The 17,721-nt window shown below is 67.2% G+C and carries 16 protein-coding genes; 9 read left to right on the top strand and 7 right to left on the bottom strand.

Annotation, left to right across the window (positions count from 1 at the left end):
* Positions 1-43: 43 nt before the first annotated feature.
* Positions 44-931, top strand: a complete 888-nt coding sequence (locus EZ304_RS09265) for an energy transducer TonB (protein ID WP_099555109.1) — start codon at positions 44-46, stop codon at positions 929-931.
* A 34-nt stretch (positions 932-965) separates the two neighbouring features.
* On the opposite strand, the gene EZ304_RS09260 is transcribed toward EZ304_RS09265, so the two are convergent.
* The 3 genes from EZ304_RS09260 to trxA form a co-directional block, all read right to left on the bottom strand.
* Complete coding sequence (locus EZ304_RS09260) at positions 966-2,540, bottom strand: sensor domain-containing diguanylate cyclase (protein ID WP_099604046.1); 1,575 nt, start codon at positions 2,538-2,540, stop codon at positions 966-968.
* Positions 2,541-2,748: 208 nt separating this feature from the next.
* A complete protein-coding gene (gene rho, locus EZ304_RS09255) occupies positions 2,749-4,497 on the bottom strand; it encodes a transcription termination factor Rho (protein ID WP_142806871.1) in 1,749 nt (582 codons plus the stop codon).
* 228 nt (positions 4,498-4,725) lie between these two features.
* Positions 4,726-5,055: a thioredoxin gene (gene trxA / locus EZ304_RS09250; protein ID WP_005411275.1), complete on the bottom strand. Its 330-nt coding sequence runs from the start codon at positions 5,053-5,055 to the stop codon at positions 4,726-4,728.
* Positions 5,056-5,566: 511 nt separating this feature from the next.
* Here trxA and rhlB point away from each other — a divergent pair.
* The 5 genes from rhlB to ung all read left to right on the top strand — a co-directional run bounded on the left by rhlB (position 5,567) and on the right by ung (position 10,625).
* On the top strand, positions 5,567-7,291 hold the full coding sequence (gene rhlB / locus EZ304_RS09240; RefSeq protein WP_142806870.1) for an ATP-dependent RNA helicase RhlB: 1,725 nt from the start codon (positions 5,567-5,569) through the stop codon (positions 7,289-7,291).
* Between the two features lie 136 nt (positions 7,292-7,427).
* Positions 7,428-8,114 carry a cell division ATP-binding protein FtsE gene (gene ftsE, locus EZ304_RS09235; protein WP_111112972.1) on the top strand — a complete coding sequence of 229 codons (687 nt, stop codon included), beginning with the start codon at positions 7,428-7,430 and terminating at the stop codon, positions 8,112-8,114.
* A gap of 3 nt (positions 8,115-8,117) precedes the next feature.
* Positions 8,118-9,065 (top strand): permease-like cell division protein FtsX, encoded by a 948-nt coding sequence (gene ftsX, locus EZ304_RS09230; RefSeq protein WP_099555248.1) that lies wholly within the window; start codon positions 8,118-8,120, stop codon positions 9,063-9,065.
* A 7-nt stretch (positions 9,066-9,072) separates the two neighbouring features.
* Positions 9,073-9,915 (top strand): response regulator, encoded by an 843-nt coding sequence (locus tag EZ304_RS09225; protein WP_099555250.1) that lies wholly within the window; start codon positions 9,073-9,075, stop codon positions 9,913-9,915.
* Entirely contained in the window at positions 9,912-10,625 is a 714-nt protein-coding gene (ung, locus tag EZ304_RS09220; protein WP_142806869.1) for a uracil-DNA glycosylase, read from the top strand. Before EZ304_RS09225 ends, ung begins: the two co-directional genes overlap by 4 nt.
* 37 nt (positions 10,626-10,662) lie before the next feature.
* On the opposite strand, the gene EZ304_RS09215 is transcribed toward ung, so the two are convergent.
* The 3 genes from EZ304_RS09215 to EZ304_RS09205 all read right to left on the bottom strand — a co-directional run bounded on the left by EZ304_RS09215 (position 10,663) and on the right by EZ304_RS09205 (position 14,247).
* Entirely contained in the window at positions 10,663-12,198 is a 1,536-nt protein-coding gene (locus EZ304_RS09215) for a serine hydrolase domain-containing protein (protein WP_260678414.1), read from the bottom strand.
* Between the two features lie 130 nt (positions 12,199-12,328).
* A complete protein-coding gene (locus EZ304_RS09210; RefSeq protein ID WP_142806867.1) occupies positions 12,329-13,858 on the bottom strand; it encodes a M56 family metallopeptidase in 1,530 nt (509 codons plus the stop codon).
* On the bottom strand, positions 13,855-14,247 hold the full coding sequence (locus EZ304_RS09205; RefSeq protein WP_142806866.1) for a BlaI/MecI/CopY family transcriptional regulator: 393 nt from the start codon (positions 14,245-14,247) through the stop codon (positions 13,855-13,857). Before EZ304_RS09205 ends, EZ304_RS09210 begins: the two co-directional genes overlap by 4 nt.
* Before the next feature lie 358 nt (positions 14,248-14,605).
* Between EZ304_RS09205 and rpoH the strand changes: the two genes are divergently transcribed.
* The 3 genes from rpoH (at position 14,606) to EZ304_RS09190 (ending at position 16,358) form a co-directional block, all read left to right on the top strand.
* Complete coding sequence (gene rpoH / locus EZ304_RS09200; protein ID WP_049428989.1) at positions 14,606-15,481, top strand: RNA polymerase sigma factor RpoH; 876 nt, start codon at positions 14,606-14,608, stop codon at positions 15,479-15,481.
* A 177-nt stretch (positions 15,482-15,658) separates the two neighbouring features.
* Complete coding sequence (locus EZ304_RS09195) at positions 15,659-16,042, top strand: type II toxin-antitoxin system RelE/ParE family toxin (RefSeq protein ID WP_185959227.1); 384 nt, start codon at positions 15,659-15,661, stop codon at positions 16,040-16,042.
* Complete coding sequence (locus EZ304_RS09190; RefSeq protein ID WP_019338970.1) at positions 16,026-16,358, top strand: helix-turn-helix domain-containing protein; 333 nt, start codon at positions 16,026-16,028, stop codon at positions 16,356-16,358. Before EZ304_RS09195 ends, EZ304_RS09190 begins: the two co-directional genes overlap by 17 nt.
* 73 nt (positions 16,359-16,431) lie before the next feature.
* On the opposite strand, the gene purD is transcribed toward EZ304_RS09190, so the two are convergent.
* Positions 16,432-17,715, bottom strand: coding sequence for a phosphoribosylamine--glycine ligase (gene purD / locus EZ304_RS09185; RefSeq protein ID WP_099554406.1), 1,284 nt, complete (start codon positions 17,713-17,715; stop codon positions 16,432-16,434).
* Positions 17,716-17,721 lie beyond the last annotated feature (6 nt).

Here is a 17,721-nt window from a genome sequence, read left to right as displayed (position 1 = left end):
GAAGACTGCGCTACGCTCGGCATTCATCACCAAGGATCCGGCAATGATGCGTCCCCCCCTGTTCCTCGCTCTCGCGTTGGCCGTCGGCGCCGGCGCTCCCCTGCTTGCCGGCGATGCCAGCGCACAGACCACGCGTGCGGTGCGTGCCACCGCGGAGATGAGCATGGTGCTCACTGGCCATATCGAGGTCACGCCCGAGGGCGCGGTCAGTTCGCTGGTGCTGGACCAGAAGTCGATGCTGTCTCCGAGCATCGCGTCTTTCGTGGAGGGCACCATCGGTGGCTGGCGCTTCGAACCCACCCTGCGCGATGGCAAGGCGGTGGCCGCACGTGCGCCATTGCGGGTGCGCCTGCGGGGCAAGGCCATGGCCGATGGTGGCTACGAAGTCAGCATGACCAGCGTCAATTTCAGCGAGTACGATGAGAAGGCCACCGATTCGGTGACCCGAGGGCGCATGGCACCCCCGCGTTATCCGGAAGAAGTCTATCGGAGCGGTGGGCAGGGTGAAGTGCTGCTGGTGGTCCGGATCGCGCGTGACGGCACGGTGGCCGATGTCGTTGCCGAGCAGGTGAACATGACCGTGGTCGGACGCGAGCGCACCCTTGCCAAGATGCGCGAGATCCTGGCCAAGGCCGCCGTCAGCAGTGCCCGCAAGTGGACGTTCAAGCCACCGACCACCGGCGAGGCCAGCACCCGCGACAGCTGGACGGTACGCATACCGGTGAATTTCGGCCTGAACGATGATCCCAATGGAGCGGAGCGCTATGGCCGCTGGCGTGCCTTCATTCCCGGCCCGCGGCAGGCCGTGCCGTGGCGGAAGGCAGATGCGATCGAGCAGGCCGGCGGCGACCTGCTGCCCGAGGGCGGCATCTACATGGTGGACGGCGCCAAGCGCGGCCTGCGCCTGCTGACGCCGCTGGAGCAGGGCTGACGATCACTGCGGAGCCGGCCAGCCCGGCTTCGCGTCAATCGGCGTAGGGGTAGACCACCACCCGGTTGCGGCCCTGTTCCTTGGCCAGGTACAGCGCCTTGTCGGCCAGCCGCAGTGCCTGCTCGGCATCGACATGGAAGCTGGGGAAGTGGGCCACGCCCAGCGAGACGGTGATGGTGCCGACCGGTTCAAACGGATGGTCGGCAATGTGCTGGCGCAGGCGCTCGCCGGCCTGGCGTGCCGACTCGGTGCTGATGCCCGGCAACAGCAGCAGGAACTCCTCGCCACCGGCGCGGCAGAGGATGTCGCTGTCGCGTGAGTAGCGGCGCATCTGGTCGGCGATATGGACGATGGCGGCGTCGCCGACATCATGGCCGTGGCTGTCATTGATCGATTTGAAGCGATCGATGTCCAGCGCCAGGATCGCGAACGGAATGCCCTGTACCTGCAGGGCATCCAGTGCCTGCTGCAGGCCGCGGCGGTTGAGCAGGCCGGTCAGCGGATCGGTGCGGCTGGCGCGGTTGAGCGTGCCGATGCGGTCCTGCAGCGCATTGAAGCTGTGTAGTACCGCCTGCTTCAGCTGGGCGACCTCGAAGTACCACGCGCGGATGCCGCTGACGTGGTTGATCGCGTTGCCGGTGTCTTCGCCGCCCTGCACGTTGCGTGCGAGCTGCCACAGCGGCATCGAGATGCGACGGGCGAACCACCAGGTGATCAGCAGCGACAGCAGGCCCAGCGGGATCGCGTTCCAGATTACCGCGGTCATCAACCGCGACAGCGGCTGCAGCGTGGCCTCGGTCGGGCGCTGGGCGATGATGCCCCAGCCGGTGGCCGCCACCGGCGCGTAGCCGGCCAGCATCGACACGCCCAGATTGTTACGCACCTGCTGCGCGCCGCGCTCGCCACGTACCACGGCCTTCACTGCGGGGTTGCCGACCACGTAGTCGCCCACCCGCTTGCCATCGGCGTGGTACAGCAGGCGGCCATGACGGTCGACCACGTACAGGTAGGAACCATCACGGTAGTAGTGCTTGCCCAGCAGCGTGTGCAGTGCGCTGCGCTGGCGCAGGTACAGGGTGCCGCTGACGTAGCCACGGTAGTGGCCCTGGCGATCGAAGATCGGGTGCGACAGCGAGACCAGCAGCTTGCCGGTGGCCGACTGGTACGGGTCGCTGATCATCGGCTGGCGCGCGGCCAGCGCGGCGTTGTTGCCGACGCTGTGCAGCACTTCGCCCTGCAGCTGCAGGGTCTGCGGTGAGGTGGCGATCACCAGGCCGTCGGCGTCCACCACCAGCGAAGAGTTGAAGCTGTTGGTCTGCAGCTGCAGGCGGCTGGCTTCGTCCTGGGCCTGAGCCGGATCGAGGTTGCCCTGGCCGAGCCGGGTGGCGGCGTAGGCCAGTTCCTGCTGGGCAGCCAGCAGGAAGTTCTGGGTCGTCTCGGCCAGCTTGGTGGCGTAGACGCGGTTGGCTTCCAGGGTGTTGCCGACCAGCTGGTCGCGCTGCACCCGGTAGCTGGCCAGCAGGGTGTTGGCCAGCGCGATGATGGCACTGAGCAGGGCCAGGGCGAGGATCAGCTTGCCCAGGTTGAGGCGGGGAGACAGCGTTCGCATGCGTCGACGGATCCGGCAGGAGGCTGGACCCGACCGGTTCTCCGGAAGGGGCGACAGCGGGAATCGGTGGCCACGCCCTCGGGGCCGGGCAGGGCATCGGGCGGATTATCGCCAAAACCGGACGGCGGTGAAGTGAAGTGGGTCGCCCTGCAGGCAAAAAAAAACCTGCCGCAGGCGGCGGCAGGTTTCTTCAAGCGCAGCGTTGGGCTCAGCGCTTCATCGAACCGAAGAACTCGTCGTTGGACTTGGTGTTCTTCATCTTGTCCAGCAGGAACTCCATCGCGGCCATTTCATCCATCGGATGCAGCAGCTTGCGCAGGATCCAGATCTTCTGCAGCAGTTCCGGTTCGATCAGCAGGTCTTCGCGGCGGGTGCCCGAACGGTTGATGTCGATGGCCGGGAACACGCGCTTTTCAGCGATACGGCGGCTCAGGTGCACTTCGCTGTTGCCGGTGCCCTTGAACTCTTCGTAGATCACCTCGTCCATCTTCGAGCCGGTGTCGACCAGCGCGGTGGCGATGATGGTCAGGCTGCCGCCTTCTTCCACGTTGCGCGCGGCACCGAAGAAGCGCTTCGGGCGGTGCAGGGCGTTGGCGTCCACGCCACCGGTCAGCACCTTGCCCGAGCTCGGCACCACGTTGTTGTAGGCGCGGGCCAGGCGGGTGATCGAATCGAGCAGGATCACCACGTCCTTCTTGTGCTCGACCAGGCGCTTGGCGCGCTCGATGACCATTTCGGCCACCTGCACGTGGCGCGCGGCCGGCTCGTCGAAGGTCGAGCTGATGACCTCGCCGCGCACGGTGCGCTGCATTTCGGTCACTTCTTCCGGGCGCTCGTCGATCAGCAGCACGATCAGGTGCACGTCCGGGTGGTTGGTGGTGATGGCCGTGGCGACCTGCTGCATCATCATGGTCTTGCCGGCCTTCGGCTGCGACACGATGAGCGAGCGCTGGCCCTTGCCCTGCGGGGCCATCAGGTCGAGGATGCGGCCGGTGATGTCTTCCGACGAACCGTTGCCACGCTCCAGGGTGAAGCGGCGGCGCGGGAACAGGGCGGTGAGGTTCTCGAACAGCACCTTGTTCTTCGACGCTTCGATCGGCTCACCGTTGATGGTGTCGACGATGTTCAGCGCGAAGTAGCGCTCGCCGTCCTTCGGGAAGCGGATGCGGCCGGAGATGTGGTCGCCGGTGCGCAGGTTGAAGCGGCGGATCTGGCTGGGCGAGATGTAGGTGTCGTCCGGGCCGGCCAGGTAGCTGGCTTCGGCCGCGCGCAGGAAGCCGAAGCCGTCCGGCAGGATTTCCAGCACACCGTCGGCGGCGACGCCGTCACCGTGGCGGGTCAGCACCTTCAGCAGGGCGAAGATCACATCCTGCTTGCGGGCGCGGGCCACGCCTTCGGAGATCTGCAGCTGCTCGGCGATCTCCAGCAGCTTCTGGGCCGGCATGCGCTTGAGGTCGCTCAGCGAATAGACCGGGAAGCCTTCCGGAACGTTGGCATGCGGGCGCGGCACGAAGGGCTGCTGCTCGCCGCCGTCGTTGGGCATGCCGTCGTCGCGGAAGCGGTTGTTGTTGTTGCGGTCGCGGTCGCGGCGGTTGCGGAAGCGGTCACGGCGGTTGCCCTGGCCTTGCCCCTGGCCCTGCTGGCCGTTCTGGTTGTACGGGTTCTGGCCCTGGTTCTGGCCACCCCCCTGGTGGTTCTGCTGCCGCGGCTGGCCGGATTCGCGACCCTCACCACCTTCGCCACCGCCACTGCTGGCAGGGGCCTCGGCGGCGGGCGCGCTCGGTGCGGGGGCGGGGGCCGGGGCCTCGGGCGCGGCGGCCAGCGGCAGGGTCGGCTGCGCCGGAGCGGCGCTGGTTTCGGCGGCTGCCGGGGCGGCGGCCTTGCTCACGCGGGGCTTGCGCACGCGCTTTTCGGCGGGCGCATCGGCGCTGCCGGTTTCGGAAGTGTTATCGGACAAGAGCGTTATTCCTCGCTTGAAGGTGCGAGCGCCCGGCTGGGGCGGCGAACGTTGGGAATGGGTCTGGAAGAAACTGCGTCCAGAGGGTGCGGCACGCGAACGCGGCCGGATGTGCCGACACTATCATCGGCCTGCGGCGCCGTGCAAGGGCTGCCGGGAACAGCATTCATCATGGGCGCGGGGCGCCCGCCGGCAGCCGCGGGCGGCGGCTGCCGGAAAACAGCAGGATCAGGCCAGGGCCTTGTCCAGCAGGCCGGCCAGCTGGGCCTTGCCCACCGCACCGATCTGCTCGCCGACCTTCTCGCCGTCCTTGAACACGACCAGGTACGGGATCGAACGCACGTGGTACTTGGCGGCCAGCGCACGGTTGTGGTCGACGTTGACCTTGGCGATCTTGGCGCGGCCCTGGTAGGCGTCGGCCAGTTCGTCCAGCGCCGGGGCGATCATCTTGCACGGGCCACACCATTCGGCCCAGAAATCGACCAGCACCGGTTCCTTGGAATTCAGCACTGCGCTATCAAAGTCGGCGTCGCCGACATGTACAACCTTGTCGCTCATCTTGGTTTCTCGTCTTGGATTGCACCCGGCCATGCCGGAGGTGGGTGAACTGGGCCATGCCCGGTGGCGCGACCCTCGTCGTTGCCTCGCGGCGCACTGCCGCGGTGCGTTCGGCGGGATGCCTGGACGCTCACGGCCGGCAGTGTACCCCTATCGCAGGGCGGGGACAGGCGCCGGCTGGAACCCAGCGTATCGTGATCGCTTCGAAGCTCGGTATGTGTCGGATTTCACTGTCTTCCCGAAGATGGGGGTGGCAGCGGGCGACACCAGCGGGCCCGGCCGGGTCGTTCAAGTCCCGTGTGGCTGGATGAAGATCGAGCGTCTCTTCGGTTCCTGAGACAGGGCATTCCGGTTTGCTGGCCCGAGTGCGTTAAACTGGGCCATTGTGCGGCGCGCGGACCGGGTGGTCCCAGCCGGCCAACCCGCCGCAGGGGCCGCAGTTTGCGACGGTGCCCCTAGACGATGAAGTGCCAGCCGCCCCACGGGCCGGCGGCCATACCAAGACGGACTCATGAGCGACAAACCGCTGACCGATTTGACCTTCTCCTCCTTCGAGCTGCATCCGGCCCTGCAGGCCGGCCTTGAAGGAGCCGGATTCACCCGCTGCACCCCGATCCAGGCGCTGACCCTGCCGGTCGCGCTGCCCGGCGGTGATGTTGCCGGCCAGGCCCAGACCGGCACCGGCAAGACCCTGGCCTTCCTGGTTGCTGTCGTGAACCGCCTGCTGACGCGTCCGGCGCTGGCCGACCGCAAGCCGGAAGATCCGCGCGCCCTGATCCTCGCCCCGACCCGCGAACTGGCCATCCAGATCCACAAGGATGCGGTGAAGTTCGGTTCCGACCTGGGCCTGCGCTTCGCCCTGGTCTACGGCGGCGTGGATTACGACAAGCAGCGCGAACTGCTGCAGCAGGGCGTGGACGTGATCATCGCCACCCCGGGCCGCCTGATCGATTACGTCAAGCAGCACAAGGTGGTCTCGCTGCACGCCTGCGAGATCTGCGTGCTGGACGAAGCCGACCGCATGTTCGACCTGGGCTTCATCAAGGACATCCGCTTCCTGCTGCGCCGCATGCCGGAGCGCACCACCCGCCAGACCCTGCTGTTCAGTGCCACCCTCAGCCATCGCGTGCTGGAGCTGGCCTACGAGCACATGAACGAGCCGCAGAAGCTGGTGGTCGAAGCCGAGACCATCACCGCTGCCCGCGTGCGCCAGCGCATCTACTTCCCGGCCGACGACGAGAAGATCCCGCTGCTGCTGGGCCTGCTGTCGCGCAGCGAAGGCGCGCGCACCATGGTCTTCGTCAATACCAAGGTGTTCGTCGAGCGCGTCGCCCGTTCGCTGGAGAAGGCCGGCTACCGTGTCGGCGTGCTGTCCGGCGATGTGCCGCAGAAGAAGCGCGAGAGCCTGCTCAACCGCTTCCAGAAGGGCCAGCTGGAAATCCTGGTGGCCACCGACGTGGCTGCGCGCGGCCTGCACATCGACGGCATCAAGTACGTCTACAACTACGACCTGCCGTTCGATGCCGAAGACTACGTGCACCGCATCGGTCGCACCGCGCGCCTGGGTGAAGAGGGCGACGCGATCAGCTTCGCCTGCGAGCGCTACGCCATGGGCCTGCCGGACATCGAGGCCTACATCGAGCAGAAGATTCCGTCCGAGCCGGTCACCAAGGAACTGCTGACGCCGCTGCCGCGCCCGGAACGCCCGGCACCGGCTGCAGGCGAGGAAGGCGAGGACAACGAAAGCGTCGGCCAGATCTTCCGCGAAGCGCGCGAAGCCCGTGCCGCCGAGGAAGAGCGTCGGGGCGGTGGCCGTAGTGGCGGCCGTTCCGGCGGTGGTGGTGGCCGTGGTGGCCGTGACGGTGAGCGCAGCGGCGAACGCCGTTCGCGTGGCCCGCGCAAGCCGCGCGTGGAAGGCGAGCAGGGCGCTGCCGCCCCGGCCGCCGGCGCCGAAGGCGCCACCGCCCAGGCTCCGCGCCCGCCGCGCCCGCCGCGTGCCGAAGGCGCACCGGAAGGTGCGGTGGACGGCGAGCACAAGCCGCGCAAGCGCCGTCGTCGTCGCCACGGCCGTCCGGTCGAGGGTGCCGAGGGCCTGCAGGCCAATGCCGGCAATGGCGCCAGCCCGGTCACCCCGGTGCAGGTGGTGGCCAAGCCGGTGCGTACCGCCGCAGATACCGGCGATTCGTTCCTGACCCGCATCGGCCGCAAGATCCGCCGGATGCTGTCGGGCAACTAAACCGGCGGCACCCGACCGTTGGTCGGGTGGCCTTGAGGTGTGCCGACCAACGGTCGGCACCCACCAGGCCGGACGGTTTTCGCCGGGCATGGCCCGGCGCTACCGATCCGTCGCGCCGGTCCTGCATAATCGGGGCATGAGTGTCCTGCGCTTCGACAATGTCAGCAAACAGTACGCCGGTGGCCACGAGGCACTGACCGATGTCAGCTTCGAGGTCGCGCCGGGCGAGATGCTGTTCGTCACCGGCCATTCCGGTGCGGGCAAAAGCACCCTGCTCAAGTTGATCCACCTGGACGAGCGGCCCAGCCGCGGCGCGGTGGTGTTCGACGAGCGCAACCTGCTGAAGGTGCGTGGGGGCGACATTCCCCGCCACCGCCGCGCGGTCGGTGCGGTCTACCAGGACCACCGACTGCTGATGGACCGCTCGATCGCCGAGAACGTGGCGCTGCCGCTGATCCTGCGCGGCACCCGCCGTGGCGACATCGGCAAGCGCGTGCGCTCGGTGCTGGAACGGATGGGCCTTGGCCATCGCGAGAAGGCACTGCCCTCGCAGCTGTCCGCCGGCGAGCAGCAGCGCGTCGGCATCGCCCGCGCCATCGTCGGCGAACCCAAGCTGCTGGTGGCCGACGAGCCGACCGGCAACCTCGACCCGACCCTGGCGGCGGAGATCATGGCCCTGTTTGCCGAGCTGCCCTCGCGCGGCACCAGCGTGCTGGTGGTCAGCCACGACCTGCCGCTGCTGCGCCGCATGCGCAAGCGCGTGCTGATCCTCGACCACGGCCGGCTGGTGGATGACATCTCGCCGCAGGACCTGGCGGAGTAACGCATGGCGAAGAACGAAAACAGCGAAGCCGCCGCCCCCTCGCGCGTGGGCGTCTGGTTCCAGCACCACGCGCACAGCGTGGTGTTCAGCCTCGGCCGTGCCTTCCGCAAGCCGTGGGCGACCCTGCTGACGGTGATGGTCATGGCGCTGGCGCTGGCCCTGCCGCTGGGCCTGTCGATCGCGCTGGACAACCTCAAGCAGTTCGCCGGCAGCGTGCAGCAGTCGCGCGACATCAACGTGTTCCTGAAGGGCAATGTCGATGGCCCCGGCGCGCTGCGCCTGGCCGGCCAGCTGCGCGACCGCGATGACGTGGCCGAAGTGAACGTGCGCACGCCCGAACAGGGCCTGCAGGAACTGCGCGATGCCGGCCTTGGTGAGGCGATCGATGCACTCAATGACAACCCGCTGCCGTCGCTGCTGGTGATCACCCCCGGCCAGGGCAAGGACGATGCACGCCTGGCACGCGCGCTGGAGAGCCTGCCCGAGGCCGACCTGGTGCAGCACGATGCACTGTGGCGCCAGCGCCTGGATGCCTGGCTGGCGTTCGGTGCTCGGCTGGTGCAGGTGCTGTCGGTGCTGCTCGGCGTCGGTGCCGCGCTGGTGGTCGGCAACACTGTGCGCCTGGACATCCAGGCCCGCCGCGAAGAGATCGGCGTGCTGCAGCTGCTCGGCGCCAGTGATGGCTTCATCCGCCGCCCGTTCCTGTACCTGGGCGCGTGGTACGGCCTGGGGGCCGGTGCGGTGGCGCTGGCCCTGATCGGTGCCGCCGGTGCCGCGCTGCGCGTGCCGCTGGCCGAACTCTCCCGCAGCTATGGCAGCCCGTTCGTGCTGCACGGTCTGGACCTGCTGCATGGCGGACTGGTCCTGCTCGGCACGCTGCTGCTCGGCTGGCTGGGCGCGTGGCTGGTGACCGGCCACTTCCTGCGCCAGACCCGCCCGACCGACACCTGAGACCGGCATGCAACCGCAAGCGCTGAAGCACCTTGATGGGCCCGCCACGCGGGTGATGGTGGTCGATGGCTCGAAGCTGGTGCGCAAGCTGATCGCCGATGTCCTGAAGCGCGACCTGCCGGGCGTGGAGGTGATCGGCTGCGACAGCATCGAGGATGCGCAGCAGGCGCTGGCGCAGGGCCCGGTGGATCTGGTGACCACCTCGCTGACCCTGCGCGATGGCGACGGCCTGGCACTGGCACGGATGGTGCGCGAAGCGGCCGGACAGGCCTACGTGCCGGTCATCGTGGTATCCGGCGATGCCCAGCAGCATCTGGAACAGCGCCGCTTCACCGAGTACGTCACCGACTATTTCGACAAGGCGCTGGGCCACGAGGCGCTTGCGACCTTCATTCGCGGCTACGTGCAGCCACAGACCATTCCCGGCGCGACCATCCTCTACATCGAGGACAGCCGCGTGGTGGCCGAGGCCACCAAGCGCATGCTGGAACGCCAGCAGTTGAATGTGCTGCACGTGGTCAGCGCCGAAGAGGCGTTCACCCTGCTCACCGCCGAGTCGCTGGGCCGCAGCCGCCACCGCATCGACCTGGTGCTGACCGACGTCACCCTGAAGGGCGAGCTGAGCGGCCGCGACGTGGTGCAGCGCGTGCGCGTGGACTTCGGCTACGGCAAGCGCCGCCTGCCGGTGCTGGTGATGACCGGCGACGGCAACCCGCACAACCAGACCGGGCTGCTGCAGTCCGGTGCCAACGACCTGGTGCTGAAGCCGATCGAAGAGCGGCTGCTGGTCACCAAGGTGCTGTTCCAGCTGCGCCTGGCCCGATTGAACGATGGACCCCTGATTCGATGATGGATGAAGTAGCCGGCACCCCGACGATCCAGCTGGAACCGAGCTGGAAGCAGCATGTCGGTGACTACCTGATGCAGCCGCAGATGCGCGAGCTGTCCGCCTTCCTGCGCCAGCGCAAGGCTGGCGGTGCGGCGGTGTTCCCGCCCGGACCGCAGATCTTTGCCGCGTTCGATGCCACGCCGTTCGAGCAGGTGAAGGTGGTGATCCTCGGCCAGGACCCGTACCACGGCCGCGGCCAGGCGCATGGCCTGAGTTTCTCGGTGGCGCCGGGCGTACCTGTGCCACCGTCGCTGCTGAACATCTACAAGGAGATCGAGAGCGATCTCGGTCTCCCGCGCCCGGACCACGGCTGCCTGATTCCGTGGGCACAACGTGGCGTGCTGCTGCTCAATGCCGTGCTGACCGTGGAAGAGGGCAAGGCCGGTGCGCACCAGGGCCGTGGCTGGGAGGGCTTCACCGACCACGTGGTGGACGTGCTCAACCGCGAACGCGAAGGCCTGGTGTTCATGCTCTGGGGGGCCTATGCGCAGCAGAAGGGCAAGGTCATCGATACCCGTCGCCATCGCGTGCTGAAGTCGCCGCACCCGTCACCGTTGTCGGCCCACCGTGGTTTCCTTGGGTGCCGCCATTTCTCGATGGCCAACGAGTACCTGCAGCGTCGGGGCCAGGCCCCGATCGACTGGTCGCTGCCACCGCGTTCGGCGCTCTGAGCGGGCCGGGCAGGGGCCCGACGCCGCCAGTGATGGATCAGTGGCCCGCTGCTGGCGCGAGATCCGCGCGCCGGTAGTAGGCACGCGCGCCTTCGGCGATCACGCTCAACGCCTGCACGGTGCCATCGCCGCCGCGATGGAACAGCAGTTCCGCCCCCGCACTGCCTGCCAGGAAGCGGACGGGCGTCAGCGCCTGCAGCGCGACCGGTGCATCACGCCCGGGCAGGCGCAACTGCAGTCCAGCATCGACCGCCTGCACGTCCAGGGTAGTGACGTCGAACCAATCGGCCAGGCCACTGCGCAGGTCCATGGGCAGGGTGTCATCGAGTACGAAGCGGCCGCTGAAGCGCGGATAGCCATCCACCAGCAATGCGGGATCCAGCGTGCGGATGACCGGCTTGGCGTTGTGGCCGAGTGCATCGGACAGGGCATTGCGGATCTCCCCACGCAGTGCGGGGCCGTTGTCGCCATTGGTCAGGATGACGAATCCATCGCCGCTCTCCGGGTAGCCTTCGATGCCGGCGTGATAGCTGTCATTGCTGCCATTGTGGAAGAAGCGGCGACCGGCACCGGTGCCGGCCAGCTCCGGTCCCAGGCCACGACCGGCCGGCGCCACTTCGCTGACCATCTGCAGGGCCAATGGCTGCGGCAGCCATCCATCCTCCGTGCGGATGCTGCGCAGCAGGGCCGCGACGAACAGGCCCATGTCGTTGGCGCTGGTCCACAGCCCGGATGCCGCCTGTTCCGGAAAGCTCTGCCAGCCGCGTGGCAGGGCCTCCGGCAGGCCCTTGTTGTCGTGCGCATGGGCAACGTTGCCGTAGCTGGAAGGCGAGGGGTTCTGGTACGTGCTGCGGGACATGCCCAGTGGCGCGAACACCTCGCGACGTGCGACGTCGGCGAATGCTCTGCCGGTCAGGTCTTCTATCGCCAGCTGCACCACCGTGTAGCCGCCACCGGAATAGTCGACCTGCTGGCCGGGTGCGTGGATCAGGCGTATCGGTTCATTCTTTGCAGGCGCCAGTCCATCCAGTGTCTGCAGCAAGGTCGGCAAGCGTTCGGCGGGCTGGTAGTCCTGGAAGCCATGCACATTGAAGCCGGCGGTGTGCGAGAGCAGCATGCGCAGGGTGATCGGCGGGTGCAGTCCCTGCGCATCGGCAGGTACATGCCAGCGGCGCAGGCGGGGATCGATGTTCTCCTCCAGCGAGACCTTGCCGGCAGCAACCAGCTTCAGGGTGGTCGCCGCAGCGCCCATCTTGCTGACCGAGCCCACCGAGAACACGGTATCGGCATCCACCGCGTCGCGCGTGCCCGCCTGGCGCAGGCCGTATCCGGCGGCGTACACCACCCGTCCATCGCGGATCACCGCAACGGCGGCACCCGGCACCTTGTAATGGGCAAGGCGTTCCTCGATCGACCATCGCGGCAGCGCCGCGCCCAGCGGGGCCGTGCCGGGGCGCAGGCCATGGGCCATTGCCTGGGCAAAACGCGCAGCGTCTCCAGCGCCGGCGTCGGTGGCCATCACACGGAACGGGGTCAGGCAGACCAGCAGCGAACACAGCAACAGGCGGTTCATCATCGACATCCTTGCAGGAGTGGAAGAGGGTTGGAATCGGCGCAGGCGTTGCCGCGCACGCCTGCCGCGTCCGGTCGTTGCGGGTGGAACGGGTCAGCGCCGCAGTGCAGGAGGCGATGCGGCGGCGACGTCAGCGTCGTTCGCGGCGGGCGCCCTGCGCCAGCAGGTAGTCGCGCACGGCGGTAGTGCCGGCCTGGTTCAGCGGTGTCCGCCAACGCCCCAGCCAGCCATCGGCTTCCACGCCCAGGTTGATGTCGGCGCCGTGCGCAAGCAGGTACTGCACGGTGACCAGGTGGCCTTCGCGCGAGGCATTGATCAGCGGTGTCTCGTCATAGGTGACGACCCGGTTGACGTCGGCACCGGCCTGCACCAGCTGCTCGACGATGGGTTGCAGGCCCAGGGCGGAGGCAACGATCAACGGATTGCCTTCGCCCAGTGCGGCGCGATCAGGGTCGGCCCCCAGCTGCAGCAGGGCGTTGACCATCGCCGGGTCGCGTGCGCGGATGGCCTGGATCAGCGCCGTGCCATCGCCGAGCACGCGCGCATCGAGATCGACGCCCGCTGTCGCCAACGCGCGGACCTGCACGAGGTCATGCGTGCTGGCAGCGCGCAGAAGATCGTGGATGCGCGTTTCGGAGGACGCGGGCGCCGACGGTGGCGCCAGCCGTGGTGAGACGGCCACCGCAGTGGCCGTGCAGCCCAGCAGAAGCGTCAGCCCCAGCATCAGCAGGCTGCGGCGCCGCGGTGCCGGTGGTGCAGTCTCGACGAGCTGGTCGATGCGCTGTGCCAACTGGCTGCGCGCGCCGAACATGCCCAGCGCCAGCGTCGGCGCCTCCTCGCGCAGGGCCTGCAGCTGCTCGACACTGGCCAGCAGCGAACCTGCATAGTCCAGGGGTTCGTGTGCCTGCAGCGCGGCACGTGCATCGCAGGCCATTTCGCGCAGTACCGCCAGGCGTACCTGGGCAACGTGCAGGAGCGGATTCCACCAGAACAGTGCTGTTCCCGCCCGCAGCAGCGTGCTTGTCCACAGGTCGCGTCGCTGCAGGTGTGCAACCTCGTGGCGGACGATGTCGCGCAGCACGCTGTTGTCCAGGCGGGCCAGCAGCGGGCGCGGCAGCAGGATCGTGGGGCGCCACAGGCCGACGACCATCGGCCCGTCGACGGCGCAGGTGGCGATCGTCACGTGGGCGGGCACGATGTCGGCCAGGACCGCGCGCAGTCCGGCGGTTGCCGGTTGCGCCAACCGCCGCAGCCGGCGTGCGTGCAGCATCGCGTCCAGCAGGCGCATGCCCAGCCACAGGGTGCCAAGCAGCCACAGCATTGCAAGCAGTGTCGGCAGGGTCTTCGGCAGCTCAACATAGTAGATGCCGGGCTGTCGTCCGGCTTCGAAGATGGCTTCTTCCGCCGTTGCCCCTTCGCCGGGCATGGGGTGGAACGCGGCTGCGGGCGGTGCCGGTGCGGGCAGGGTGGTCGACCATCCCGGCAGGAAGGCGCTGAGCGGTAGCAGCAGGGCAACTGCCATCGCGGCGGTCAGCAGCCAGGAACGTTGTTCGGCACTGAGGGCCCGCCGCCGTGCGAGCCACAGCGCGGGCAGCAGCACAACTGCAGACAACAGCAACTGTCGAACGCCCAGTGCCATCGCCAGGTCGATGAGGTTCATTCCTTCCTCCCGGCCCTGGCATCGCTGATGCGCTGCTGCAGTGCCTGCAGTTCGTTGCGGTCGATTTCGCGTTCGTCCATCAGGTGCTGCGCAAGCACGTTCGGCGAGCCCTCGAAGAACTGATGCAGCAGATGGTCGAGCGCTTGCCGGCGGGCCTGCTCGCGGCTGAGCGTGGCGTGATAGATGTAGGCGCGACCTTCCTGGCGATGACTGACAAAGCCCTTCCTCGCCAGCACGTTGAACATGGTCAGTACTGTGGTGTACGCGACCGGTTTGTGTTCGCCGAGTACATCGGCCACTTCGCGCACGGACGCTTCGCCCTTGTCCCAGAGGATGTCCAGGATGGCCTGCTCGGCCGGGGTGGGAGTCTGGGAGACGGGGCGGGTCATGCGCATCTACGTATGAATTAGTTGATGCATCGGAGCATGCGGTTGCAGGGCTGTCAACGGGTTTTTTAGTAGTAAAGCATCGGGCCTGCGGCGCTCGGGCCTGAACACTTGGCAACATCCCTGGCCCTGAATGGGGCTCCGGGCCTACCCGTTCAGCTCCGCTTGACCGGAATCGGCCGGATTTCAGTGCGTAATTGATTGAATTCCAAGGGATTGTGAATCCCGAAAAGCGTGCTCGCCACTGTCATCAAATCGCGCTACGGTAGGGCTCTGTTTGGGACCAGTGTTGCATCAATAGGATGCTGGAACTTTTTCCTCCTTTAGCAGTCCAAATCCCGGACTGCTAAGATGGGTGCCTATGAGCCAGAACACCTCTACTGCCCTTGTGGCAAACAATCTCCCGATTCCCAGTGCGCTCGGTTCGCTGGACGCCTACATCGGTGCCGTGCACCAGATCCCGGTGCTGTCGGTCGATGACGAACAGGACCTGGCCCGTCGCTTCCGCGACGGCAACGATCTGGACGCCGCCCGCGAGCTGGTGCATTCGCACCTGCGCTTCGTGGTGCACGTGGCCCGCGGTTACAACGGCTACGGCCTTGCGCTGGGTGACCTGATCCAGGAAGGCAACATCGGCCTGATGAAGGCGGTCAAGCGCTTCGACCCCGAAATGGGCGTGCGCCTGGTGTCCTTCGCCGTGCACTGGATCCGTGCCGAGATGCACGAGTTCATCCTGAAGAACTGGCGCATCGTGAAGGTCGCCACCACCAAGGCGCAGCGCAAGCTGTTCTTCAACCTGCGCAAGTCGAAGACGCGCCTGGGCTGGATGAACGCGGCCGAAGTCAGCGCGGTGGCCAAGGACCTGAACGTGTCCGAGCGCGAGGTCATGGAAATGGAGTCGCGCCTGTCCGGTCGCGATATCGGTTTCGATGCGCCGACCGACGAGGACAACGAGCATGCGCCGCCGTCGCCGGCTGCGTTCCTGGTCGCCAACGACGAAGATCCGTCGATGGCCTACGAACGTGCCGACAGCGAAGACAACCAGATGCAGCTGCTGCGCGAAGGCCTGGCCGAGCTGGATGCCCGTTCGCGCGACATCATCCGTCGCCGCTGGCTGGATGCCGACAGCAAGGTGACGCTGCAGGAGCTGGCTGACGAGTACGGCGTGTCGGCCGAACGCATCCGCCAGGTGGAAGCGAACGCGCTGAAGAAGATGAAGGCGCTGTTCACCGCGTAAGGCGGGGTGGCGTCGCAATTGTGAAAGGCCCGGCAGCAGTGCCGGGCCTTCTTCGTTTGCGGGGCTTAGCCACGCACGGCGTGGTTCTACTCTGACGCCAGAGCGGTGATTGTGCCGACCGGGTCATGTGCTGGATGCTGGTGTTCACGCCGTACCACGCAGTGGCACGGTATGATCATGCCACGCATCTTCCGCACACGAAGTTTCAATCGCAGTATGCGTAGGACCACCCTGTCCGACGCTGCGCTGTACCGGTCGGTACGTGAAATGGAAGCGGGTCTGGTGGATGCTGATCTTGGCGGCGGAATCTTCAAGAAGCGCGTTGCGCTGCCGGGGCGAGGAAAGCGTGGGAGCGTTCGAATCATCGTCGCCACACAGCGAGGCGGGCATTGGTTCTTCCTTTTCGGCTACGAGAAGAATGAACGTGCTGCGATCACGAATGCGGAACGGGACGCTCTGCAGTTGTACGCATCGGAGTTCCTGAGAATGAGTACGGCGCAGCTGAATCGTGCCGTGGAGTACGGGGATCTACAGGAGATCGGCCATGACGAAGACCCCTGAGCGACGGCGCGCGAAAAGTGCGCTTCTTGAAGCGGTGCATGATGCTGCTGTGAGTCTGCACGCGCATGGCTTCATCGATAAACGTCGGTTGAGCAGCTACGAAGCGCTTTGCCTTGAGCCGGTCCCTGAGTACAGCAGTGCCCAGATCCGTGCCCTGCGTACGTCATTGCAGCTCAGTCAGCCGGTCTTTGCGGGGGTTCTCAATACCAGCGTTTCCACCGTACGCAGCTGGGAGCAGGGCGAAAAGAAACCCAGTGGACCGTCACTGAAGTTGCTTAACCTGATTGATCGGAAGGGTCTCGAAGCAGTCCTGTAAAGCAAAGGCCCGGGCATTGCCGGGCCTTTCTGTTTTTCGCGGCGCTCTCATCCACGCATGGCGTGGATCTACCTCACCCCTCGCGTGCGATCGCGCGCCAGCCGATGTCGGTACGGTGGAACTCGTTGGCCCAGCTCACCTTGGCCACGCCCGCGTAGGCATTGGCCTGCGCATCGCGCACGCTGTCGCCGAGCGCGGCCACGCACAGCACGCGGCCGCCGGCACTGACCACCTGGCCCTGTGCATCCAGTGCCGTACCGGCATGGAACACCTTGGCGCTGGCCGGCACATCACCCAGGCCGGAAATCACGTCACCGGTGATCGGCGCTTCCGGGTAGGGCTTGGCGGCCAGCACCACGCCCAGCGACGGGCGCGCGTCCCACTGCGCCTGAACCTGGTCCAGGCGGCCGTCGATGGCCGCTTCCACCAGCTCGATCAGGTCCGACTGCAGGCGCAGCATTACCGGCTGGGTTTCCGGATCGCCGAAGCGCACGTTGAACTCGATCACCTTCGGCGCGCCACTGGCATCGATCATCAGGCCGGCATAGAGGAAGCCGGTGAAGGGGATCCCATCGGCGATCATGCCCTGCACGGTCGGGTTCACCACCTCGCGCATCACGCGGGCGTGCACTTCCGGCGTCACCACCGGCGCCGGCGAGTACGCGCCCATGCCGCCGGTGTTCGGACCGGTGTCGCCGTCGCCGACGCGCTTGTGGTCCTGCGAGGTGGCCATCGGCAGCGCATGCACGCCGTCCACCATCGAAATGAAGCTGGCTTCCTCGCCGTCGAGGAATTCCTCGATCACCACGCGCGCACCGGCATCGCCGAAGGCGTTGCCCGAGAGCATGTCACGCACGGCGTCTTCGGCTTCGGCCTGGGTCATCGCCACGATCACGCCCTTGCCGGCGGCCAGGCCATCGGCCTTGACCACGATCGGTGCACCCTTCTCGCGGATGTAGGCCAGGGCGGCGTCCACGTCGGTGTGCACGGCGTAGAACGCGGTAGGGATGTTGTGGCGGGCCAGGAAGTCCTTGGCGTAAGCCTTGCTGCCTTCCAGCTGCGCGGCGGCGGCGGTCGGCCCGAAGATGCGCAGGCCGGCGGCGCGGAAGCGGTCGACCACACCGGCCACCAGCGGTACTTCCGGGCCGACCACGGTCAGCGCCACGCCTTCGGCCTGGGCCAGCGCCAGCAGGCCGTCGATGTCGGTGACCTTCACCGCTACGTTGCGGCACTTGTCTTCGCTGGCGGTGCCGGCGTTGCCGGGCGCCACGATCACTTCGGTGACACGGGAGGACTGGGCCAGCTTCCATGCCAGGGCGTGTTCGCGGCCGCCAGAGCCGATGACAAGTACGTTCATCACGAG

Source organism: Stenotrophomonas maltophilia, assembly GCF_006974125.1.
GTDB lineage: Bacteria > Pseudomonadota > Gammaproteobacteria > Xanthomonadales > Xanthomonadaceae > Stenotrophomonas > Stenotrophomonas maltophilia_O.
Note: the sequence above shows the minus strand (reverse complement) of the source record. Positions and strands in the feature narration are given on the sequence as shown.